Source organism: Streptomyces sp. NBC_00271, from assembly GCF_036178845.1.
Taxonomy (GTDB): Bacteria; Actinomycetota; Actinomycetes; order Streptomycetales; family Streptomycetaceae; genus Streptomyces.
Genome location: NZ_CP108070.1, coordinates 9,167,120 through 9,188,140, shown reverse-complemented (window position 1 = coordinate 9,188,140; position 21,021 = coordinate 9,167,120). Strand labels below are relative to the sequence as shown.

Below are 21,021 nucleotides of genomic sequence, written 5' to 3'. Positions count from 1 at the left end.
CCCCTCTCGGACTCCTGGTTGATTCGTTACGGCTCAGTACGCCGGACGGGTGAGGAGCGCCAAGGCGCGGACGTGGGCGACGTGGGCGGTGGCGGGCAGACGGGTGAGGAGTTCGCGGGCCCTGCGGGCGTGGTCGTCGGCCATCGCGTGCGCGGTGTCCAGGGCTCCGGTCCGCTCCAGCACGGCACGGATCCGGCACAGGGCGAGCTCCGGTTCGGTCTCGTCCAGCAGGGCGTGGCGCAGCGCCGCGCGGCTCTTGGGGTCCGCGCGGCGGTGGGCGATCAGCACGGGCAGGGTGGGGCGGCGGTTGCGGACGTCGCTGTCGGAGGGCTTGCCCATGGCGCGCGCGGCGATCGGGTCGTACGGCAGCACGTCGTCGCGGATCTGGAAGCAGATCCCGAGGTGGTCGCCGAAGTCGCCGAGCAGCTCCGTCGTCGGGGCGTCACCGCCGCCGAGAATGGCGCCCACGCGGCAGGCGGCCGCCAGCAGCACGGCGGTCTTCGCCCGGGCCATCGCCACGTACGCGCCGACGCCCAGTTCCAGGTCGCCGCGCATCGCCAGTTCGTCGAAGGCGCCCCGGCAGATCGCCACCCCGGCCTCGGCCTGCACGGCCATGGCGCGTTCGACACGGTCGGCGGGCACCTCCAGGCGACCGCACTCGGAGAGCGCCGCGAACCAGGAGAAGAACAGGGCGTTGCCCGCGACGACTGCCTGGGCGGGTCCGAACTCCGTGTGGACGGCCGCGCGGCCGCGCCGCTGGGTGTCGCGGTCGATGATGTCGTCGTGCAGGAGGCTGCCGACGTGCGCCCCCTCGATACCGACCGCGGCGGGCAGCACCGCGCCCAGCTCTCCGCCCACCGTGAGCGCCGCGTGCAGCACCAGTAAGGGCCGCAGGAGCTTTCCCGGCGGGATCATCGCGTACCGGTGCACGGCGTCCAGCCCCAGGGAACGCCCCGGCCATCGCCGACCGAACTCCGCCTCCAGAAGCTCCGCGAATTCGACGCGGGGCGAGGGGGAATCGGGCGGGGATCCGGACGGAGGCGCGGGCACGGGGCCGGGTCCGGTGCCGGGGTTGGGGTTGGGGTTGGGGTTGGGGTTGGGCGCAGAGACGAGGCTGGGGCTGGGGTGCGGGTGCGGGTTGGGTACAGGGTCGAGGCGGGGGCCAGGGTGGGGGTGCGGGTTGGGTACAGGGTCGAGGCGGGGGCGGGGGCCAGGGTGGGGGTCGGACACAGGCCCGCGTTGGGGCTCGGGCCCGGGCTGGGGCTGGGCCCGGGGGCCGGGGTGGGGACTGGGCAGAGCCCCCGAGCCGAGTCGAGGCTTCGGCTGAGCCCCGGGACCGGGATGAGGACCGGGCTGAGCTCCCGAGCCGAGTCGAGGCTCGGACTGAGCCCCAGGACCGGGACGGGGACCGGGCTGAGCCCCCGAGCCGGGCTGAGGCTTGGGATGACGCTGGGGTCCACGTCGGGTATTGGGCTGGCCCTCGGATCGGACCTGGGGCTGGGCCTCAGGTTGGCCTTCGGACCGCGCCTCGGGCTGGGCCTGGGGGCGCACCTCGGACCGCACCTCAGGCCGCACCTCCGGCCGGGCCTCGGGCTGAGCCTGAGGCCGCACCTCGGACGGAGCCTCGGGCCGGACCTCAGGCCGTGCCTGGAGCCGCACCTCGGGCTGAGCCTGGGAAGGCCGGGCTTCGGATCGACCCTCGGGCCGCACCTCGGACCGCGCCTCAGGCCGGACCTGGGGCCGCACCTCAGGCCGGACCTGGGGCCGCACCTCAGGCCGGACCTCAGGCCGTGCCTGGAGCCGCACCTCGGGCTGAGCCTGGGAAGGCCGGGCTTCGGATCGACCCTCGGGCCGCACCTCGGACCGCGCCTCAGGCCGGACCTGGGGCCGCACCTCAGGCCGGACCTCCGGCCGTGCCTGGGGCCGCACCTCGGGTCGGGCCTGAGGCGCGGTCCGAGGGCGCGGCTCGGGCTGGGATCCGGTGGCGGGTGGGGCGTCCTCGCTGGGTGGTTCGGTCATGGAGGCTCCCCCGTCACCCGCTCGCCTGAGCGTGGCGATGTACCCACCCCAACACACCCGCGACTTCGCCGGAACGGCTCACGCGCATCCCGCGGCGGCACGCCTCGCCCCGCTGCCGGAGCTCGCGCTCCCACACCACCCGATCGGACGGTTTCACCGCACGGACGCGACCGCAGTCAGAGATAGTCGACCGGTCGTACAATTGCGTCATGGGACGAACCAGCGACGCCAGGGAAAAGATCCTCAGCGCCGCGCAGTCGCTCATCGAGCTGCGCGGCTACTCGGCGCTGGGGGTGGCCGAGATCTGCAAGGCGGCCGGCGTGCCCAAGGGCAGCTTCTACTACTTCTTCGCGTCCAAGGAAGCCCTCGCCCTGGCCGTGCTCGACGAACACTGGGACGCCCAGAAGAGCGCCTGGGCACGCGTCCTGAACAGCGACGAGGAACCCCTGCGGCGGCTGTACCGGCTGTTCGAGGAGACGGAGGCCGGCCAGCGCGCCGGCCAGCAGAGCTGCGGCACCGTGTCCGGCTGCCTGTTCGGGAACCTCAGCCTGGAGATGAGCAACCACACCGAGCCCATCCGCACCCGCCTGCAGGAGATCTTCGACGCGCAGGTCGAGATGGTCGAGTCGGTCATCACCGAGGCCCGTGCGCGCGAGGAGGTCACCACCCTCGACAGCCGGGAAGCGGCACGGGCGGTGGTCGCCCAGCTGGAGGGGCAGGTGCTGTTCGCCAAGCTCTACAACAACACCCGTCGGCTCAGCCCCCTGTGGGCGAACTGCCTGGCCCTGCTCGGTGCCCGCGCGCCACAGGAGGCCGTGGCGGGCGCCTGACGCCCGCCACGACACCGAACAGAGGTTTCAGAGGATTTCAGAGGGCATTGACGTCGACGACCGCCTTGGCGAATGCCGCAGGGGCTTCCTGCGGCAGGTTGTGGCCGATGCCCTTCAGCGTCCGGTGGTCGTACGCGCCCGTGAAATGCGCGCGATAAGAGGCACCGTTTCCCGGCGGCGTGAAGGGATCCAGTTCGCCGTCAAGGGTGATCGTCGGCTGCGCGATGGCGGGACTCTGGGCGAGTCGCTTTTCCAGCCGATCGAATCGCGGGTCGCCCTTGGCCAGACTCAGTCGCCACCGGTAGTTGTGGATCACGATGGGAACCCAGTCCGGATTGTCGAAGGCGGTCGCGGTCCGATCGAACGTGGCGTCACTGAAGTGCCATGTCGGGGAGACGTTCTTCCATATGAGTTTCGCGAAATCGTGCTTGTACTTCGCGAGGCCGAGCCGTCCCCTTTCGATGGCGAAATAGTATTGATACCACCACGCCCATTCGGCCTTTGGCGGCAGCGGCGCCTTTTGGACTTCACGGTTGGTGATGAGATAACCGGTCACGGAGACCAGGGCCTTGCAGCGCTCCGGCCAGAGCACCGCGATGATGTCGGCCGTCCGCGCTCCCCAGTCGAAACCGGCGAGGATCGCCTTCTCGATCTTCAGCGCGTCCATGAGCGCGATGATGTCGAGCGCGATCACCGACTGCTGGGCGTTGCGGAACGTCTTGTCCGACCGGAAGCGTGTGGTGCCGTGACCGCGCAGGTACGGCACGATCACCCGGTGGCCCGCCGCGGCGAGCCTGGGCGCCACATCGACATAGCTGTGAATGTCGTAGGGCCAGCCGTGCAGCAGAACGACCGGGGGGCCGTGAGCGGGACCGACATCCACATACCCTATGTTCAGCTCTCCGGCACGGATCTGCTTCAGCGGGCCGAAAGAGGTGTGTGTTCCGGCCTGGGCCGCGGGCGGAATTGCGGACTTTTCTCCGTCGGCCACGGCGGCCGACGCAGTGGATGAGGCGGAGGCCGATGTCACCGGGAGCGAGGCTCCGGCTGTTCCTACGGTGAGAATCCGGGAAAACGTGCGCCTGTCTATGGCATTCACCTTTCTTGACCGGTGCGTGACCAGTGGGGGAATCGACAAGGCCGGGACGTCATGAACGACGTCATGTGCCGTCGCCACCTCGCCAGATGTTGTCGAAGGCCGCGTTCTCGATGCTTCGCCGTTGCCGTACCGCTGCCAGTTCCGTCACCGCACCGTTGACGGCGGCCAGTACGGTCAGGACCGAGTCGTCGACGAGACCCGCGGCCTCCTCGGTCGACTCGTCGTGGATGCCCACGGCGGCCGCGAGGACGGTGAGGATGGGCTCGCCCGCGGTCCAGCGTTCGTCCGCGTGACTGCGATCCGGCGAGTCGGCCGCTTCCGTACGGCCGCCACCGAAGGGAATCCAGCGGTGGCGCGGCCGGGCGAGCTGTCCCTCCGCCTCCAGGTCCGCGCGATAGGCCACGGAAAGCCCACGGCCCCGGCGCCACAGCCAGTCGTCCACGGACTCGTACGGCCTCTGCCGGACCAGCGACGCCACGGCCCCGTCCAACAGACGGTCGCCCATGGTCCACTGCGCGCCGGGCACGATGCGGTCGTCCTCCAGCGTGATGGCCTGGGCCTCGATGAGGTCGACCAGTTCGGCTCCCGCGAGGGCCAGCGACAGGTCGCCCTGCTCGACGGGTCGGCTGGACGGGACGTCCATGGCGATCATCAGCAGGTCCCGCGGTGTGGTCATGGCGGACTCCACGTCTGAGTCATCGGTGGCTGCCCGCGTCCGCGGCGGATTCCGTCGGTGCGGGCTGTCGTACCGGGGCAGTAGCTCGCACTACCACCATGTGGTGCGGAAAGCCGATGCGCAGCACGGCGGCGGCCACGGCCGCCACGAGAACCACGGAAGCGGCCAGGATCAGGGCCTGCTGGTAGCCGTGGTGGAGCAGGGGCGCGACCACCAGCGGGCCGAGGATCTGGCCGCCGGAGTATCCGGCGGTCAGGAGCGCGACGGAGCGGGGGAACTCCAGGTGGGCCCCGGTGGCGAGGGCGAGGGTGCTGATCCCGATGAACGTCGCGCCGAACAGCACCGCGGAGACCAGGGCGGCCGGTGCCCCGCCGATCAGCGCGGGCAGGGCGATGCCCACCGCTTGGACGACGAGCGCGGCGAGCAGCAGGTCGGGGCGGGACCAACGGCGCCCGAGCCGGGCCCACAGCGCGGAGGAGGGCACGGCTGCCAGACCGACCAGCACCCAGGCGCCGCCGCCGAGCGGTCCCGGGGAGCTCTGCTCGATCGCGGCGACCAGGAACGTGCCCGCGATGATGTAGCCGATGCCTTCCAGCGTGTAGGAGGCGAACAGCGCGGTGAACCAGCGGTGCGTGCGCGGCCCGTCGCTGGAATCCGCGGTGGCCGCAGTGACTGTGGTGGCCCCCGTGGCCTGGGCGGCCGGAGCGGCCTGGATAGCCTGCGTGACCGGTGTCGTCGTGGAGGGTGCTTCAGGGCGGAGGTTCCACGAGGCGACGGCGAGGACCGCGGCGAGTGCGGCCGAGGCCCACCAGGCGGCCCGCCAGTCGGCGACGGGGCGCAGGAGCAGCACGAGCAGACCCGACAGGGCGATGCCGGCGCCGACCCCGCCGAACGCCCATCCGGGCAGATGAGCCGGGTACTCCCGCAGGTGGCTGAGGAGCGAGCTGACCGCGATGACGAAGATCAGAGCGCTGGCAACCCCGGCCAGCAGCCGCAGCGCGCACCACGCGGCGGTGTCGTGGGTGGCGGGCATCGCGGCCAGGGTGCCGGTCAGTACGACGAGGGAGGCCCGCAGCAAGGCCCGCGAGCGGACCACCGCGGGGGCCAGGATGCCGACGAGCGCGCCGAGGAGATAGCCGACGTAGTTGGCGGTGGCCAGGTTCGCGCCCGCACTCGCGGACAGCCCCGCCCCGGCGTGCATCAGCGGGAGGATCGGGGTGTAGACGAACCGGCCGACCCCCATGCCCGCGGCGAGTGCCGCGGCGGCCTGGGCCACGTGGCGCCAGGGCGAGTGCGGCGCGCCGGCACTTCCGGCCGGGGAGGCGCGCAGGGGTCGTACGCTCATGACGAAGTCCATGTCGCACCGGTCCCCGCCGTCACCGCGCGGCGTCGGTCCGGCCCGGGTCGTTGGGGTGGGACTCGAGCGCGGTGACGGTGAGACTCATCCACGGGCGCAGCGGCAGCGTGCCGAGCACCTTCTCGTGGAGTTCGTCCTCGTCACCGGCACACCAGATGCCGATGCTGCGCAGCTCGCCGACCGGGCGCCACAGCCGCGCCAGGTTGCCGGTGGCGGCCAGTTCCCGGGCACGGACGGCCTCGGCGGCGCGCCGCCGGTCGACTTCGTCCTGGGTGGTGCCCTCGGGGATCGTGGTGGTGATCTCGACCAGGAACTCTCGCATGGTCCTGCTCCGCTCGATGGGACGTCCGGCGGTCACCGGAACGCCGCGTGGGGTGAGGGTGGCCGACCGGAGGACCGCTGAGGTCGTCCGCCGTCAGGTGTCCCGCCGTCGTCCGCCGTCAGGTGTCCCGCCGTCGTCCGCCGTCAGGTGTCCCGCCGTCGTCCGCCGTCAGGTGTCCCGCCGTGCCGCACTCGGCCGGGCTTCCATGGGCTCCATCCTCCGCCTGCCACCGGGGCGATGCCACGACAGGCTTCCTCCCTGCTGAGAGGCGCGGCCTCGCACCGACGTAGCATGACCAGCGTGGAGTTGCGCCAACTGCGGTATTTCGTCGCCGTCGCCGAGGAGCTGAACTTCGGCCGGGCCGCCGAGCGCCTGCTGATCGCGGGCCCCTCTCTGTCCCAGCAGATCAAGGCGCTCGAACGCGACCTGGGCGTGCGGTTGTTCGATCGCGATCGTCGCTCGGTGTCCCTCACCGCGGCCGGTTCGGCCCTGCTCCCCCACACCCGCGCCCTGCTCGAGCGGGCCGACGACCTCCAGCGGCGGGCCGGTCGACTGTCCGGATCGGAACCGGTACGGCTCGGCTACGTCAACTGGCTCCCGTCGGACCTCACCGCCCGCACCGCCACCGTGGCCCAACTCCACCTCGACGCATGGGTCGCGCCCTCGCACACCCAGGCCGCCCGGGTCGCCGCGGGCGGTCTGGACCTCGCGGTCTGCTGGGTGCGGACCGAGGACCTGGAAGAACGCGGCCTGCGCGCCCGGCTCATCGGCGCCGACCGGCTCTATGCCGTCGCAGGCGGTGATGACACGAGCGACGTGGCCGCCCGGGACACCGCCGTCCTCCTCGACGCCGACACCACCTCCTGGTCGTCCTGGAACGTCTACGCCGAAGAGTTGGCCCAGGACACCGGGGCCCGCGCGGTACGCATCTCCAACGGCGGCATCACCGGACCGGCGTTCTTCGATCACGTCCGTCGCTGCGGTCGTCCGGTCGTCAACTCGCCCAAGGGCCAGACCACCCCGCTGCCGCCCGATCTGGTCCAGCGCCCGGTCACCGCACCGGAGATCTACTGGACCTGGTCGCTGGTCTGGCGCGAGAACGAGGACCGCCCGGCCGTCCTCGCCGTCGTCGACGCCCTCTGCGACGGTGTGGGCGACCTCGGCATCCGCGCCCCGGGCGCCTGGCTGCCGGACGGGGATCCGCACCGGTAGGGCCATCGGCCCACTGACCTGGACTGGGAGGCCGCGCCTACCAGCAGGGAGGAATTCGGTCCTGGTCAGGACCCTGTTGACCTTTGACTTCTCCGCTCCACCCCGCCTAACTTCCAAATAGTCGACCGGTCGGCTAGTACTAGCGGCATCGGCGACCAGTCAAGAAGTCCCCCGCTTCATCACGGAATCACGGAACCCGGAGAAGATCAGCATGAGCTCTCAGAACCAGAAGGTCGCCGTCGTCACCGGAGCCTCGCAGGGCCTCGGCGCGGGCATTGCCGAGGCCTACCGCAAGCTCGGGTACGCCGTCGTCGCCACCTCGCGCACGATCGCTCCCGCCGACGACGCGGGCATCGTGACCGTTCAGGGCGACATCGCCGACCCCGCCACCGCCGAACGCGTCATCGCCGCCGCGGTCGAGCGGTTCGGCCGTGTCGACACCCTGGTCAACAACGCGGGCATCTTCCTCGCCAAGCCCTTCCACGAGTACACCCAGGACGACTACGCCGCGGCGACCGGCGTGAACGTCACCGGCTTCTTCCGCATCACCCAGCTGGCCGTCGAGCGCATGCTCGCCCAGGGCGGCGGTCACATCGTCAACATCACCACCAGCCTGGTCGACAACGCCGACTCCAACGTGCCCTCCGTACTCGCCTCGTTGACCAAGGGCGGCCTGCAGTCCGCCACCAAGTCCCTCGCCATCGAGTACGCCACGCGCGGCATCCGCGCCAACGCCGTTTCGCCGGGCACCATAAAGACCCCGATGCACGCCGAGGAAACCCACGAGGCCCTCGCCGGGCTGCACCCGGTCGGCCGGATGGGCGAGACGAGCGACATCGTCGACGCCGTGATCTACCTGGAGAACGCCCCGTTCGTCACCGGCGAGATCCTCCACGTCGACGGCGGCATGAGCGCCGGCCACTGACGGAACACGACAAGGGGAGAATCCCGATGAACAGCACGACGGACAGCGACACGGAAGCGATCCTGCGCGGCGTCCTCGACCAGTGGAAGGCCGCCGTCGACGGGCACGAGCCGGAGCAGGTCGCCGCCCGGTTCACCGAGGACGCTATCTTCCAGGGGCTGCACCCCTACAGCGTCGGAAGGCCGGGCGTCGCGGCCTACTATGCCTCCCAGCCCATCGGACTGGCGGCAGCGTACCGGATTCTCGAGACCAGACGCCTCACCGACGACCTCGTACTCGGTTATCTGAGCGTCGACTTCTCCTTCACCGACCGCCCCACCCTCAACGTCAAACTCGGCGTACTGGTGCGACGCGTGCAGGAGACCTGGTACATCAGCCACTACCAGGTGTCACGGCTCGACTAGTCCTGCTCCCTGACAGGGACTTCACCTACAGGGACTTCTCCCAGGCCGCGGTGTCGCCGGGGCGGCCGAAGCGAAGGGTGTCGAGGGGCGCGAAGCGCGGGTCGCCGGTGCGGCGGGTGATCTCGCGGCGCCGGTTCGCGTGCTGGGACCAGGCCCACCAGAGGGGGTGTTCCCGGCTCAGCCAGCCGGTCCAGGTCTCCCTGTTGCCACCGAACAGCGGCTCGCGTGTGACGGTGCGGCGGACGGAACGGCGCAGGACGCGGGGCAGGACGACCCGTTTGGGATAGTCCAGCCATATCACCGTGTCGGCCCGGTCCCACATCAGGTCACGGACCTCGGGATAGCCGAGGGAGTCGATGATCCAGCCGGGTTCGGCGGTGATCCGCAGTACGTTCTCGCTCAGCTTCTCGTTCACGGCCCACCCGGCGCCGGTGAAGTACAGCGCGTCCATCTCGTGATAGGGCAGGCCGAGGCGAGCGCTCAGGCCCCGGGCGAGCGTGGACTTGCCCGCACCGGTACTGCCCACCACCAAGATCCGCCGCATCCCCGCACCCTAACCGAGCCGGATCCGTCCGCGAGAAAGGGGGAGTCAGCGGACCTGCGCGGCGAACGCCTCGTACGCCGGCTCGTCGAAGAGGACGAAGGTGACCTCCTCGACGGCCGTCCGCGTGGCCCGTACCGTCTCCACCGCGATCCGGGCGGCGTCGTCCATCGGCCACCCGTAGATACCGGCGGAGACGGCCGGGAAGGCGACCGTGCGGGCGCCGAGTTCGTCGGCCACCTTCAGCGACTCCCGGTAGCAGGAGGCGAGGAGTTCCGAGCGGTCCTCCTCACGGCTGAAGACCGGGCCGACCGTGTGGATGACCCACCGCGCGTCCAGCTCGCCCGCGGTGGTGGCGACCGCCCGGCCCGTGGGCAGTCCCTTGCCGTAGTGCGAGGCGCGGAGCCTGCGGCAGTCGGCGAGGATGGCGGGGCCGCCACGTCGATGGATGGCCCCGTCCACGCCTCCCCCGCCGAGCAGCGACGAGTTCGCCGCGTTGACGATCGCGTCGGCGCTCTGACGGGTGATGTCTCCCTGGACCAGGGTGATGGCGGTCATGACGGCCTCGGCCTCCTCGTATGCGGTCTTCGATCCTCCCCGCATCGGGCTCCGGCCGCCACGCGGTAACCGACTGTCAGACGACCACTCCGTCGATCTCGAAGGTCTGCACGGACGCGGCGGAGAAGGCCGCGGTGAGCGTCTTGCCGGTCAGATAGGTGTCCGAGTGGGCGGTGTAGAGGTCGCCGCTGCCGGAGGTGACGGTGTTCCAGCGTCGTACGAGTCCGCCGCTGCCCCCGCTGACCTGGCTGAACTTGGACAGGTCGAAGGTGAGGTTCTGCGCGGCGCCGGAGTTGACGGCCACGATGACCAGGCGCTTCGCGCTCGCGTCGTACGCCGCTGCCGCGTATCCGACACCGGTGTCGATGATGGTCATGCCGGGGCGGATGTGCCGGCTGAACTGGGCCATCACGTAGTACTTGGTCTGGACGGTGGTCGGCTGGAGGGTGCTCTGGTCGTAGGCGATCATCGCCCAGCCGGTGCTGGGGTCCATCACCTGCCAGTACACCCACGCGGTCGGGTGCAGCCAGCGGAAGTCCAGGCAGAGGTTGCTCGCCAGGGTGAGGCCGGTGGCGTCGGAGTCGCCCGTCTCGGAGTTCCACAGCCGCTTGCCCGCCGTGGTGACGACGTCGGTGTAGAGGAGGTCACGGCGACCGCCGGAGCCCTGATAACCGTGCACGTTGACCCGGTTGACCTGGGCTTTCGTGGTCGAGCTGAAGGAGTTCCAGGTCGTGCGGGCCAGGTCGTAGTTCGTCTCGTCGGACGCGGAGACCAGGGTGCCGGTCAGACCGCGCTTGTCGAGTTCGCTGCGCAGATACGGGAGGACGGCCGCCTGGACGGTCGCGTCCATGTGGCAGCCCTCCTGGGTGCCCGTCGCCGTCCACCAACTGGAGGAGGGCTCGTTGAACGCGTCGACGGAGCTGAAGCTCACACCCCAGTTGTTCTTCGCGTAGAGCGCCACCGCGGCCAGGTGGGAGGCGTGCTGACGGTAGTTCCAGGACTGGAGGTTGTTGCCGCCGCCGGACGCGCCGGACGGGTTGTGGTTGAGGCACATCCACCACATCGGCGAGTTGGCGAACAGCTCGCTGACGGCGCCGCGTTGGGTCGCCTTGACCAGGGCAGCCCGCTGGTTGGCGTCGGCCGTCCAGTCCCAGGCGGAGGAGGTGGGGTCCTCGTTGTTCCAGTCCTGCCAGTACCCCTCGATCTGCTTGAACGCCGGGATGTTGGCGGAGGCGACCATGCTCTCGCCGCTCACGGTGTTCCAGCTGCACGCGCCCAGGTTGTAGCGGGCGATGTTGAGGCCGAGGCCCGGCAGCGTCTTGCCGCCGTACGCCACGGACTTGGTGGTGAAGAAGATGTCGGCGAAGTCGTCCCGGGCGCCGAACACATTGGCCCACCAGGCGAGGGAGGTGCCCCAGCCCTCCCAACTGCCGTACGTCGTACCCGGGTTGACCCCGATGGTCGCATCGGCCCGAGCGGTGCCCGTGGCCAGCGCACTGCCGAGCAGCGCACCACCCGCCGCGGCCAGCACCGATCTGCGCTTGATCATGTGGAAGTCTCCTGTCACGGTCATGCCACGGCCCCATCGCATGATCGGGCCGGGGCGGGACGTTGTCGAGACGCGTGACAGCGCTTTCTTCCTGTGAAACGAGGCACGGATGTGACGGCTTGCGCCGCCTCTGGTCAGGACTGGTGGTCGCCTCTGATCAGGACTGGCGCAAGCGCCGCCATACGGCCTTCGCCGCGTTGTGCCCCGACATGCCGTGCACACCGGGGCCCGGCGGGGTGGCCGAGGAGCAGATGAAGACGGCCGGGTGCGGTGTGCTGTACGGAAACAGGGAGAGCTTGGGGCGCAGCAGGAGCTGGAGTCCGGAGGCGGCACCGCAGCCGATGTCGCCGCCCACGTAGTTGGCGTTGTGCGCGGCGAGTTCGCGCGGGCCCGCGGTGGCGCGAGCCAGTACGCGGTCACGGAAGCCGGGTGCGAACCGCTCCAACTGCCGCTCGATCGCGTCCGTGAGGTCACCCGTCCAGCCGTTCGGAACGTGTCCGTACACCCAGAAGACCTGCTTGCCCTCCGGGGCCCGGGAGGGATCGACGACGCTGGGCTGGACCGTGATCAGGAAGGGAGCGTCCGGCGCCCGGCCCTCGCGCGAGGCGGCGCGCAGGGCGGTGGCGATCTCGGCGCGGCTCGCGCCCACCTGCACCGTCCCGGCGGTGCGTGCCTCCTCTGCCGTCCAGGGGACGGGGCCGTCCAGGGCGTAGTCGATCTTGAAGACGGACGCCCCGTAGCGGTAGTCCTCGTAGTACCGCCCGAAGCCCGCGATGCGGGACAGCGCGGTGGGTGAGGTGTCGAAGACGTAGGCGCGGGCGGGCGGCAGGTCGTCGAGACGCTTGACTTCGTAGTCGGTGTGGACGGTGCCGCCGAGGTCCTTGAGGTACGCGGTGAGGGCGTCGGAGATGGACTGGGAGCCGCCGCGGGGCACGGGCCAGCCGCGGGCGTGCGCGGCCAGCGCGAAGACCAGGCCGACGGCGCCGGTGGCGATGCCGTCGAGCGGGGCCATGACGTGTGCGACGAGACCGGCGAACAGCGCCTGGGCCCGCTCGTCGCGGAAGCGCCGCATGAGCCAGGTCGAGGGCGGCAGCCCGGCCAGGCCGAAGCGGGCGAGCGTCACCGGGTCGCGGGGCAGGGCGGTCAGTGGCAGGGACATGAAGTCGTGGGCCAGCGTATCCCACTTGGGGAGGAAGGGGGCGACCAGTCTGCGGTACGCGCCGGCGTCGCGCGGGCCGAACGAGGCCGCCGTCTCGGCCACGGAGCGGGCGAGCACCGCCGCCGTGCCGTCGGGGAACGGGTGTGCCATGGGGAGCTTCGCGTGCAGCCACTCCAGGCCGTACCGCTCCAGGGGCATCGCTCGGAAGGCGGGTGAGTTGATGCCGAGGGGGTGGGCCGCGGAACAGGGGTCGTGCCGGAAGCCGGGGAGTGTCAGCTCTTCGGTGCGGGCGCCGCCGCCCACGGTGTCCCGTGCCTCGAACACGGCCACGGAGAAGCCGCGGCGGGCCAGCTCCACGGCAGCCGTCAGTCCGTTCGGCCCCGCACCCACCACGACCGCATCGAGCATCGATGGCACCTTCGGACTCCTTTGTCAGCCGACGGCCACTGGACATCAGGATATGCCGGGGGACTGACAGCCTTGATGGCGCGGGGGGTTGGGAGACGGAAGTCGTCCGGCGGACGGGGGTCTGGGCTACCGGGTCAGGGGCCGCCCGGGCTGTGGGGTCTGAGGCCGCCTGGGCTGTGGGCCCGCCGGACCTTAGGTCGCCGGGGTCCGGGACCCGCAGGGGGCCCAAAAGCCATCCGCTTTCACCTTGTGCCGACGGGGCCACTGGTGTGAGACGGGTGCTCGCCCGGACGGATCCCGAGATGCTGCTACTGGACCTGCTGGCCGCCTAGCGCGACCGCATCGACCGGCAGATGGCAGACCTCCGGAGCGTACACAACCGTCTCGACGACACGATCACCGAGGCGCGCGAGCCTGACCCCGACTGCCCCTATCTACCGGCTGAACCCCTGGACGGAGAACAGCGGGGCATCCGGCAGCAGGGGCGGGCAGCGTCGGCACGAGTGAGCAGCTGAGCGCCGAGCAAGTTCGGGATCCGCCCAGGCGAGAGCTGCTGGATCAGCCCGACGCGTTCGACCGCATCGGCCGGGTACTGGCGCTGTCCCCCCGCCCCCGACCGACTGTTCCCGATGGTCAGCACCCCCAGCGTCACCGTCCGCGAGATCGTCAGCGACGGCCCGCAACGCCTCATCGGCCTGGTCGACGCCCACGGTGTCCACCCGGCCGGCGAGTCCTGGACCATGCCGGTCACCGAACTCTTCTGGGCATGGCAAGCCGCTCGATATCGTCACGTCGAAGCCCTTGCCCGTTCCCGGTCGCAGTCGGGGGCGCGTGTGCGGTGCCGGACGGGCGCCGCGCAACCCCTCGACCTTCGCCGGGACCGCTTCCAGCCCCAGGGCCACGGTCGGCTGCCGACGCCGCCATGCCCTCGGCGCGTCGGTGGGGTCAGAGGCCGGCGGTCAGCAAGCCCCGTACCCGTCGGGCCGTGGCCTCGTCGCGGGCCGCCGTGAAGGGGAGGGTGTTGCCTCCCGTGATGCGGAAAGGTTCGCCCGTGAGGGTCAGGTGGGCGCCGCCCGCCTCCTCGACGAGGAGCAGGCCCGCCGCGTGGTCCCAGGCCGCCTCCCAGGAGAAAGCTGTCCCGTCGAGCTCACCGCGGGCGACGGCCAGATACTCCAGCCCCGCCGAACCGCAGGGACGCGGCCGCACGCCCTCGGTACGCAGGCCGAGGAGAGCGCGCTTCTGCTCGTCGGTGGTGTAGTCGGGGTGGGAGGTGGCTATCTCGAGGTCACGGCCGGGCGTGGGCGCACCCGGGCGCAGCAGCTCGCCGTCGAGGCGGGCACCCCGGCCGCGCACGGCGACGGCGAGCTGGTCGCGGGCCGGGGCATAGGTCCAGGAGGCGTGCACGACCCCGCCCACGGCGAGCGCGACGAGCGTGCAGAAACCGGTGTCGCCGTGGACGAACTGGCGGGTGCCGTCGACCGGGTCGACGATCCAGACCGGGGCCTGCCCCTGGATCGCCTCGTACGTCGCCGGATTGGCGTGGACCGCCTCCTCGCCGACGACGACCGAGCCGGGCAGCAGCTTGGTGAGCGCCTCGGTGAGGTACTCCTCGGCCTTGCGGTCGGCGTCCGTGACCAGGTCGTGCGGGCCGCTCTTCTCGTCGATCTCGTCCGCGGTCAGCTGCCTGAAGCGCGGCATGATCTCGGTGGCGGCCGCCTGCCGGATCGTTTCTTCGACGTCGGACGTGCGGCGCGCGAGAAACTCGTCGATGGTTTCGATGTCTTCGATCATGGCTCCATGACAACACGCGCCACTGACAATCCCCGCCCCTCCGGTGCACTCCGGGTGGAATTGCCGTGAATTCCCGGAGATGCTGATCAGCGTCCCACCGCGTACCCCTGCATCCCCCGCGGGTTCGCCGCCGCCGACAGCACACCCGTGTCCGGATCCCGGGCGACCGCGCACAGCAGGCCCTCGGACCAGGCCTCCGCGACCTGGACGTCATGGCCGCGACGGCGCAGCTCCTCGATGACCGCCTCGTCCGTGCGGGACTCGACGGTGAGGCTGCCGGGGCGCATGCCGCGCGGGTGGAACGAGCCCGGGAAGCTGTCGTTGTGCCAGTTCGGGGCGTCGATCGCGCCCTGGAGGTCGAGCCCGCCGCGTACCTCGGCGCGCAGCGCCACGGCCAGGAAGAAGTGGGTCTGCCACTGGTCCTGCTGATCGCCACCCGGGGTTCCGAACGCCATGACCGGGACTCCGTCGCGCAGCGCCAGCGAGGGCGTCAGCGTCGTACGGGGGCGGCGGCCCGGTGTGAGGGAGTTGGGCAGCCCCTCGTCCAGCCATGCCATCTGGAGCCGGGTGCCGAGCGGGAAGCCCAGCTCGGGTACGACGGGGTTGGACTGAAGCCAGCCACCGCTGGGGGTGGCGGCGACCATGTTGCCCCAGCGGTCGACGACGTCGAGGTGGCAGGTGTCGCCCCGGGTGCTGCCGTCCCGGGCCACCTCGGGTTCCCCCGCGGCCCTGGCGACGGTGGGTTCGCCCGCGCCCGGTGCCGCCGGTGCGTCGAAGGCCGGATTCCCGGCGGCGACCTCGCGCGCGTGGCCACTGATCGTCGGGGTGCGCCCTCCGGGACTGCCGGGACGCAGCTCGCGGGAGGCCTTGTGGCCGATGAGGGCGCGCCGCTCCGCGTTGTACTCCTGCGACAACAGCTCGTCGAGGGGCACCTCGGCCGCGTCCCCGTACCAGGCCTCCCGGTCGGCCATGGCGAGCTTGCAGCCCTCGACGAGCAGGTGGACGTACTCCGCGGAGCCGTACCGCGGCAGCCGGGGCGGGAGCAGGGCGAGCTGCTGGAGGAGGACCGGGCCCTGGCTCCAGGGGCCCGCCTTGCACAGGGTCCAGCCGCGCCAGTCGTACGTCGCGGGCGCCTCGTAGCTCGCGGACCAGGAGGCCAGGTCGGCGGCTGTCAGGGTGCCGGTGTGGCGCTGTCCGCTGGTGTCCATGGTGGGCCGCCGGGCCTGCCGTACGAGGGCCTCGGCGATGAAGCCCGAGCGCCAGACGCGGCGCGCGGCCTCGATCTGCGCCACGCGGCCGGTCTCTACGGAGACCTCCGCGAGCAGGCGGCGCCAGGTCGCGGCGAGGGCGGGATTGCGGAACAGTTCGCCGGGACGCGGCGCCTTCCCGCCGGGCAGGTACACCTCGGCCGACGAGGTCCACTCCGTCTCGAAGAGCGCGCGCACCGACTCCACGGTCTCGCCGACCCGCTGCACGGGCGGGTGCCCGTCCTCCGCGTATCCGATGGCGTACTTCATGACGTCGGCGAGGGACCTCGTGCCGTGGTCGCGCAGGAGCAGCATCCACGCGTCGAAGGCGCCGGGCACGGCGGCCGCGAGCGGCCCGGTGCCGGGTACGAGATCCAAACCGAGTCCCCTGTAGTGGGCGATCGTCGCCCCGGCGGGCGCGACGCCCTGCCCGCACAGCACACGCACCTCGCCGCCCGCCGGGGCGAGGATGATCGGGACCTCGCCGGCGGGTCCGTTGAGGTGCGGCTCGACCACGTGCAGGACGAAGCCCGCGGCGACGGCGGCGTCGTACGCGTTGCCGCCGTCCTCCAGGACGGCCATCGCCGACTGCGAGGCGAGCCAGTGCGTGGAGGACACCATGCCGAAGGACCCTTGAAGCGTGGGTCGAGTAGTGAAGTGCATCTCTCACCTCGGTGTTTGCGCGCGTCGGCCGGTACCAATGAGTCCTCCGGACGCGCCGTGGGAGGAATCCGGGGAGTTCCGGCCCGGCTCGGCTCCGGTCGCCCTGATCAGGCAGCAGACTACCGATCGGACGCGCTCTCACTTCGGCGCCCACCGGTGGGCGGCTGTCACCCACCGGTGGGGAGGTCCCCCGGAGGAGTTCCGCGGCTCGAACACCACGGTCGCCACGGACTTGCCGTTCTTCAACTTGAGCCACGTCGAGCGGACGGCGGTATCAGGAGACGGGCCGTCAGACGTCGTCGGGGGCGGGTACGAGCAACCCACCTCCGACGCACCCCTCAGTTCACACTCCCCCGGGCCGTCACCAAGCCCGACTCGTAGGCGAACACGACCAGTTGGGCCCGGTCGCGGGCGCCCAGTTTCGTCATCGCCCGGCTGATGTGGGTCTTGGCGGTGAACGGGCTGATGACCATGTGCGCGGCGATCTCCTCGTTGGTCAGACCGCGCGCGGCGAGTGCCGTGACCTCGCGTTCGCGGCGGGTGAGGCACTCCAGGCCGGGCGCGGTGGCCCGGTCCGGGGGCCGGGCGACGAACTCGCCGATCAGGGTGCGGGTCACGGACGGGGACAGCAGCGCCTCTCCGCGCGCGACGACCTCGATGGCCTGGAGCAGGTCGGCGGGCTCGGTGTCCTTGAGCAGGAAGCCGCTGGCCCCGGCCCGCAACGCCTCGAAGACGTACTCGTCCAGGCCGTAGTTGGTGAGCATGACGACACGCACGGCGGACAGCTCCGGGTCGGCGGCGATACGGCGGGTGGCCTCGATGCCCGACATCACCGGCATCTGTACGTCGACGAGGGCGATGTCCGGCAAGGAAGCGCGTACCAGCGCGAGGCCCTGCTTGCCGTCGGCGGCCTCGCCCACGACCTCGATGCCCTCCTCGGCATCGAGCAGGGCGCGGAAACCGGCGCGCATCAGCGCCTGGTCGTCGACGAGCGCGACCCTGATCACGGCACCTCCTCCGGTAGGCCCAGCGGCAGTTCGGCGCGCACCGAGAAGCCGCCCTCCGTGCGCGGTGCGGCGTGCAGGGTGCCGCCGAGGGCCGTGACACGTTCGCGCATGCCGGTGAGGCCGATGCCGGGGGTGGGCGGACAGGACGGGTCGGCGCCGCCGTCGTCGTCGACGGATATCGTCAGGTCGGCGGTGCTGTAGTCGAGTTGGACGGCCACCTTGGCGGGGCCCGCGTGGCGCGCGGCGTTCGTCAGGGCCTCCTGGACGATGCGGTACGCGGCACGGTCCACCGTCGCCGTGAGCGGACGCTCGTCGCCGCTCACCGTCAGCTCCACGGCGAGACCGGCCGCACGGGCCCGCTCCACGAGCAGCGCCGGGGTGCCGGTCGGCTCGTCGGTGCGCAACACCTCGAGCGTGGCCCGCAGTTCGCGCATCGCCTCGCCGCCCGCCTCCTGGATGGCGAGCAGCGCGGGCGGGACCTCCTCACCGCGTTTGCGGGCGAGATGGACGGCGACACCCGCCTGGAGCTTGACGATCGAGATGCTGTGCGTGAGCGAGTCGTGCAACTCGCGGGCGATCCGCAGCCGTTCCTCGCCCGCGCGGCGCAGGGCCGCCTCCTCACGGGTGCGTTCCGCCTCCATCGCGCGCTGTTCCGTCTGGCGCAGATACGCCTGCCAGTTGCGGTCGGCGAGGCCCGTCACCAGGGCGCACAGGAACCAGCCGGCGAGCAGGAGAGAGCGCTCGGCGCCTGCGCGTGCCGTGAGGTCCATGGCCACGAATGCCGCCAGGAACAGGGCACTCGCGAGCGCCGCCACTCCTCGATGACCCGCTCGGGCCGCCGTGTGGACGGCGGCCAGTACGGGCAGGGCGGCGAGGGTGCCGGGGTGGGCGTGCAGGACGTACGCCGTCGTGGTGACCGTACTGACCGCGAGTACCCGGCGCGGGGCGTGGCGGTAGGCCGCGAGGGCGAGGGAGCCCGCGGTGATCAGCGCGTAGTCGGCGGGGGTCGCGCCGCCGTCGGCCGCGGCCGCGGTCATGACGAGGGCACCGACCGCGACCGCGAGGGCCGCGTCGGTCAGGTGCCTGCGCGCGCCCTGGTCCAACGCCATGTTCCGCACGATAGACGGCTGTTCGGACAGTGGCGTCAGACCTGTGGAGGGGGCGCGGCGTACTCCGGCTGGAGTAGATCACGGCGCGCGCGGGGCGGGTGGGGGTAGTTCGGGATGCCTTCGGGGGGACGACGACCGGGGACGGCTCCCTGAAGGAGGGTGGCGATGGCGGCCGAGCCGGCGGCCTCGCGCTCATTCCCTACCAGGAGGCGTCCCATGCCCAGTCCCTTCCGTTACACCACCCCGTCTCCGCCCAGGTCCGCCACCGGCCGTATCGCGGGCGTCTACGCCCAGCTCGCCGACGACTTCGGCATCGAGCGCGCAGCGACCTTCGTCGTGCTCTCGCCCGCTCCCGGTCTCATGGCTTCCGCCTGGGCGTTGATGCGCGAGTCGCTGATCGCGGGCGCGGGCAGCCGGACGGGGAAGGAACTCGCTGCACTCGGGGTGTCCGTCGCCAACCGGTGCCCGTTCTGCGTGGACGCGCACACGATGTTGCTGCACGCGACCGGGGACCACCGGCTCGCGGAGACGGTGGCGCGCGGGGACACCCCCGCCGACGAGGAGCACGCGCGCGTGCTGGCATGGGGCGGGGCGACCCGGACCCCGGGGGCACCCGAGTTGGCGCCGTACCCCTTCCCCGTCGCGCACGCCCCCGCCTACATCGGCACCGCCCTGTCCTTCCACTTCATCAACCGCGTGGTGTCGGCGCTGCTCACCGAGAGTCTGCTGCCCGGCAACGCGCAACGGTTCCGGGCGGTGCGGAGTCTGGCCGGGCGGTCCGTCGCCCGGACGGTGCGCAGGCGACCCGCGCCGGGTGCGGGCCTGGAACTCCTCGACGACCCCGGGCCGGGTCCCGACTGGGCGCGCGGGACCACCGTCGGCCCGGCCTACTCCGCACTGCGGGCCGCCGCCACCGAGGGAGAGGGGCTTCTCGACGAGGCCGACCGGATCCTCGTACGGGAGACGCTGCGGGACTGGGACGGCTCGCACCCGCCGCTCGCGTGGGACGGACTGCCCGACCGTTCGCGGCCCGGGGCGCGGCTCGCGCTGCTGGCCGCGCTGGCCCCGTACCGGATCACGGACGAGGACGTGACGGCCTGGCGCAAACCCATCCATACCGACCACTGCCTGGTGCATCTGGTCGCCTACGGCGCCTTCGCCGCCGTCGACCGGATCGAGAGCGCGCTTCCCGTCCGCACTGCCGAGGAGACCTCATGACACAGATCGCCAACTCCGCTCAGGCGCGGGCCTGGAACGGCACTCTCGGCCACCACTGGGCGAGCCACCACGAGCGCTATGACACGCTCGTGTCGGGCCTGAACACCGCGCTCTTCGACGCGGCGGCGATCGCTTCGGGCGACCGCGTCCTGGACGTCGGCTGCGGGGCCGGTGCGACGACCCGGATCGCTGGCCGGCTGGCGGCGCACGGGCACGCCGTCGGGGTCGACATCTCGGCACCCCTGCTCGACCGGGCCCGGGCGACGACCGCCGCGGAGGGGATCACCAACGTCGCGTACGAGCTCGCCGACGCCCAGATCCACCCCTTTCCGGCCGCCGGATACGACGTCCTGATCAGCCGGGGCGGGGTGATGTTCTTCGCGGACCACGCGGCGGCCTTCCGGAACCTGGCGCGCTCGCTGCGGCCGGGAGGGCGGCTGGCGTTCGTCTGTCCGCAGCCCGCCGGCCCCGAGGTGGAGGAGTCACGCGCCTTGAGCCTTTTCGGAGAACTCCTGGACGAACCGGACGCCGCGACGGTCGCCGTCCAGGCCGCCATGGCCTCCCTGTCCGACCCGGCGCGCATCCGCGAGGTTCTGCACGGGTGGGACGACGTGACGGTGACTCCGGTCGCGACGGAGACGACATGGGGGCGCGACGCCGCGGACGCCGTCGACTTCATCCTCTCCCGCACGCCCGGCCGGACGGTCGACGCCGACACGCGCGCGGCCCTGCGGGACACCTTGCACCCTTATGAGACGGATCGCGGTGTTCGACTCCGGGCGGCGGTATGGCTGGTGACGGCGAAGTGGCGGACAGGCGGTTCCCAGTGAGTCACTGTCACCACACAGGTACGGAGTGAGTTGGCACTTCCGCCCCACAGGCAGGCATGTGACACTGGCGTTCCGTCCGCAGTGTGGACTCCCTCCG

Annotated in this window: 20 protein-coding genes; 6 read left to right on the top strand and 14 right to left on the bottom strand. The window is 71.6% G+C overall.

The features are described 5' to 3' along the window. Positions 1 to 33 precede the first annotated feature (33 nt). On the bottom strand, positions 34 to 1,050 hold the full coding sequence (locus tag OG798_RS41635; RefSeq protein WP_328758690.1) for a polyprenyl synthetase family protein: 1,017 nt from the start codon (positions 1,048 to 1,050) through the stop codon (positions 34 to 36). 1,178 nt (positions 1,051 to 2,228) lie between these two features. Here OG798_RS41635 and OG798_RS41630 point away from each other — a divergent pair. Then, the gene (locus OG798_RS41630; protein WP_095851718.1) at positions 2,229 to 2,849 is read left to right on the top strand and encodes a TetR/AcrR family transcriptional regulator; all 621 of its coding nucleotides are present in this window, start codon (positions 2,229 to 2,231) and stop codon (positions 2,847 to 2,849) included. Between the two features lie 37 nt (positions 2,850 to 2,886). Here OG798_RS41630 and OG798_RS41625 read toward each other — a convergent pair whose 3' ends face one another. The 4 genes from OG798_RS41625 to OG798_RS41610 all read right to left on the bottom strand — a co-directional run bounded on the left by OG798_RS41625 (position 2,887) and on the right by OG798_RS41610 (position 6,303). After that, positions 2,887 to 3,840 (bottom strand): alpha/beta fold hydrolase, encoded by a 954-nt coding sequence (locus tag OG798_RS41625; protein WP_443053999.1) that lies wholly within the window; start codon positions 3,838 to 3,840, stop codon positions 2,887 to 2,889. 169 nt (positions 3,841 to 4,009) lie between these two features. Further along, positions 4,010 to 4,624: a GOLPH3/VPS74 family protein gene (locus OG798_RS41620; protein ID WP_267063375.1), complete on the bottom strand. Its 615-nt coding sequence runs from the start codon at positions 4,622 to 4,624 to the stop codon at positions 4,010 to 4,012. A 19-nt stretch (positions 4,625 to 4,643) separates the two neighbouring features. Continuing rightward, positions 4,644 to 5,867, bottom strand: a complete 1,224-nt coding sequence (locus tag OG798_RS41615) for a YbfB/YjiJ family MFS transporter (protein WP_328760138.1) — start codon at positions 5,865 to 5,867, stop codon at positions 4,644 to 4,646. A 133-nt stretch (positions 5,868 to 6,000) separates the two neighbouring features. Continuing rightward, the gene (locus tag OG798_RS41610; protein ID WP_054230335.1) at positions 6,001 to 6,303 is read right to left on the bottom strand and encodes a muconolactone Delta-isomerase family protein; all 303 of its coding nucleotides are present in this window, start codon (positions 6,301 to 6,303) and stop codon (positions 6,001 to 6,003) included. Positions 6,304 to 6,594: 291 nt separating this feature from the next. Between OG798_RS41610 and OG798_RS41605 the strand changes: the two genes are divergently transcribed. From OG798_RS41605 to OG798_RS41595, 3 genes are all read left to right on the top strand, one after another. Next, the gene (locus OG798_RS41605) at positions 6,595 to 7,515 is read left to right on the top strand and encodes a LysR family transcriptional regulator (protein ID WP_095851720.1); all 921 of its coding nucleotides are present in this window, start codon (positions 6,595 to 6,597) and stop codon (positions 7,513 to 7,515) included. A gap of 211 nt (positions 7,516 to 7,726) precedes the next feature. Beyond that, positions 7,727 to 8,440 (top strand): SDR family NAD(P)-dependent oxidoreductase, encoded by a 714-nt coding sequence (locus tag OG798_RS41600; RefSeq protein WP_121414514.1) that lies wholly within the window; start codon positions 7,727 to 7,729, stop codon positions 8,438 to 8,440. Between the two features lie 26 nt (positions 8,441 to 8,466). Then, on the top strand, positions 8,467 to 8,844 hold the full coding sequence (locus tag OG798_RS41595; RefSeq protein ID WP_328758689.1) for a hypothetical protein: 378 nt from the start codon (positions 8,467 to 8,469) through the stop codon (positions 8,842 to 8,844). 25 nt (positions 8,845 to 8,869) lie between these two features. On the opposite strand, the gene OG798_RS41590 is transcribed toward OG798_RS41595, so the two are convergent. The 9 genes from OG798_RS41590 to OG798_RS41550 form a co-directional block, all read right to left on the bottom strand. Further along, on the bottom strand, positions 8,870 to 9,388 hold the full coding sequence (locus OG798_RS41590) for an adenylate kinase (RefSeq protein ID WP_267063372.1): 519 nt from the start codon (positions 9,386 to 9,388) through the stop codon (positions 8,870 to 8,872). 45 nt (positions 9,389 to 9,433) lie between these two features. Beyond that, entirely contained in the window at positions 9,434 to 9,943 is a 510-nt protein-coding gene (locus OG798_RS41585; RefSeq protein ID WP_099925284.1) for an O-acetyl-ADP-ribose deacetylase, read from the bottom strand. Positions 9,944 to 10,019: 76 nt separating this feature from the next. Further along, positions 10,020 to 11,492, bottom strand: a complete 1,473-nt coding sequence (locus OG798_RS41580) for a beta-1,6-galactanase (RefSeq protein WP_328758688.1) — start codon at positions 11,490 to 11,492, stop codon at positions 10,020 to 10,022. A 157-nt stretch (positions 11,493 to 11,649) separates the two neighbouring features. Next, a complete protein-coding gene (locus OG798_RS41575; RefSeq protein ID WP_328758687.1) occupies positions 11,650 to 13,059 on the bottom strand; it encodes a phytoene desaturase family protein in 1,410 nt (469 codons plus the stop codon). A 945-nt stretch (positions 13,060 to 14,004) separates the two neighbouring features. After that, positions 14,005 to 14,850: an inositol monophosphatase family protein gene (locus tag OG798_RS41570; RefSeq protein ID WP_095851725.1), complete on the bottom strand. Its 846-nt coding sequence runs from the start codon at positions 14,848 to 14,850 to the stop codon at positions 14,005 to 14,007. Positions 14,851 to 14,936: 86 nt separating this feature from the next. Next, the gene (locus tag OG798_RS41565; RefSeq protein ID WP_267063369.1) at positions 14,937 to 16,760 is read right to left on the bottom strand and encodes a gamma-glutamyltransferase family protein; all 1,824 of its coding nucleotides are present in this window, start codon (positions 16,758 to 16,760) and stop codon (positions 14,937 to 14,939) included. 338 nt (positions 16,761 to 17,098) lie between these two features. Then, positions 17,099 to 17,767, bottom strand: coding sequence for a response regulator transcription factor (locus OG798_RS41560; protein WP_328758686.1), 669 nt, complete (start codon positions 17,765 to 17,767; stop codon positions 17,099 to 17,101). Next, positions 17,764 to 18,876, bottom strand: coding sequence for a sensor histidine kinase (locus OG798_RS41555; RefSeq protein ID WP_095851728.1), 1,113 nt, complete (start codon positions 18,874 to 18,876; stop codon positions 17,764 to 17,766). Before OG798_RS41555 ends, OG798_RS41560 begins: the two co-directional genes overlap by 4 nt. A gap of 35 nt (positions 18,877 to 18,911) precedes the next feature. Then, positions 18,912 to 19,094 (bottom strand): hypothetical protein, encoded by a 183-nt coding sequence (locus OG798_RS41550; protein ID WP_143670724.1) that lies wholly within the window; start codon positions 19,092 to 19,094, stop codon positions 18,912 to 18,914. Here OG798_RS41550 and OG798_RS41545 point away from each other — a divergent pair. Together OG798_RS41545 and OG798_RS41540 are read left to right on the top strand one after the other, a co-directional pair. Further along, positions 19,093 to 20,094 carry a carboxymuconolactone decarboxylase family protein gene (locus OG798_RS41545; RefSeq protein ID WP_328758685.1) on the top strand — a complete coding sequence of 334 codons (1,002 nt, stop codon included), beginning with the start codon at positions 19,093 to 19,095 and terminating at the stop codon, positions 20,092 to 20,094. The two genes, OG798_RS41550 and OG798_RS41545, sit on opposite strands and share 2 nt — an antisense overlap. Further along, the gene (locus OG798_RS41540; RefSeq protein ID WP_328758684.1) at positions 20,091 to 20,924 is read left to right on the top strand and encodes a class I SAM-dependent methyltransferase; all 834 of its coding nucleotides are present in this window, start codon (positions 20,091 to 20,093) and stop codon (positions 20,922 to 20,924) included. The genes OG798_RS41545 and OG798_RS41540 overlap by 4 nt, the downstream gene beginning before the upstream one ends. The last annotated feature ends 97 nt before the right edge of the window (positions 20,925 to 21,021 follow it).

What these genes read in the sequence shown, in the direction of transcription:
- OG798_RS41615 (WP_328760138.1), bottom strand. Translation starts at nt 5,867, where the DNA reads ATGGGGGTCGGCCGGTTCGTCTACACCCCGATCCTCCCGCTGATGCAC.
- OG798_RS41600 (WP_121414514.1), top strand. Translation starts at nt 7,727, where the DNA reads ATGAGCTCTCAGAACCAGAAGGTCGCCGTCGTCACCGGAGCCTCGCAG.
- OG798_RS41610 (WP_054230335.1), bottom strand. Translation starts at nt 6,303, where the DNA reads ATGCGAGAGTTCCTGGTCGAGATCACCACCACGATCCCCGAGGGCACC.
- OG798_RS41580 (WP_328758688.1), bottom strand. Translation starts at nt 11,492, where the DNA reads ATGATCAAGCGCAGATCGGTGCTGGCCGCGGCGGGTGGTGCGCTGCTC.
- OG798_RS41550 (WP_143670724.1), bottom strand. Translation starts at nt 19,094, where the DNA reads ATGGGACGCCTCCTGGTAGGGAATGAGCGCGAGGCCGCCGGCTCGGCC.
- OG798_RS41605 (WP_095851720.1), top strand. Translation starts at nt 6,595, where the DNA reads ATGACCAGCGTGGAGTTGCGCCAACTGCGGTATTTCGTCGCCGTCGCC.
- OG798_RS41540 (WP_328758684.1), top strand. Translation starts at nt 20,091, where the DNA reads ATGACACAGATCGCCAACTCCGCTCAGGCGCGGGCCTGGAACGGCACT.
- OG798_RS41575 (WP_328758687.1), bottom strand. Translation starts at nt 13,059, where the DNA reads ATGCTCGATGCGGTCGTGGTGGGTGCGGGGCCGAACGGACTGACGGCT.
- OG798_RS41595 (WP_328758689.1), top strand. Translation starts at nt 8,467, where the DNA reads ATGAACAGCACGACGGACAGCGACACGGAAGCGATCCTGCGCGGCGTC.
- OG798_RS41620 (WP_267063375.1), bottom strand. Translation starts at nt 4,624, where the DNA reads ATGACCACACCGCGGGACCTGCTGATGATCGCCATGGACGTCCCGTCC.
- OG798_RS41630 (WP_095851718.1), top strand. Translation starts at nt 2,229, where the DNA reads ATGGGACGAACCAGCGACGCCAGGGAAAAGATCCTCAGCGCCGCGCAG.
- OG798_RS41585 (WP_099925284.1), bottom strand. Translation starts at nt 9,943, where the DNA reads ATGACCGCCATCACCCTGGTCCAGGGAGACATCACCCGTCAGAGCGCC.
- OG798_RS41555 (WP_095851728.1), bottom strand. Translation starts at nt 18,876, where the DNA reads ATGGCGTTGGACCAGGGCGCGCGCAGGCACCTGACCGACGCGGCCCTC.
- OG798_RS41570 (WP_095851725.1), bottom strand. Translation starts at nt 14,850, where the DNA reads ATGATCGAAGACATCGAAACCATCGACGAGTTTCTCGCGCGCCGCACG.
- OG798_RS41565 (WP_267063369.1), bottom strand. Translation starts at nt 16,760, where the DNA reads ATGCACTTCACTACTCGACCCACGCTTCAAGGGTCCTTCGGCATGGTG.
- OG798_RS41545 (WP_328758685.1), top strand. Translation starts at nt 19,093, where the DNA reads ATGCCCAGTCCCTTCCGTTACACCACCCCGTCTCCGCCCAGGTCCGCC.
- OG798_RS41590 (WP_267063372.1), bottom strand. Translation starts at nt 9,388, where the DNA reads ATGCGGCGGATCTTGGTGGTGGGCAGTACCGGTGCGGGCAAGTCCACG.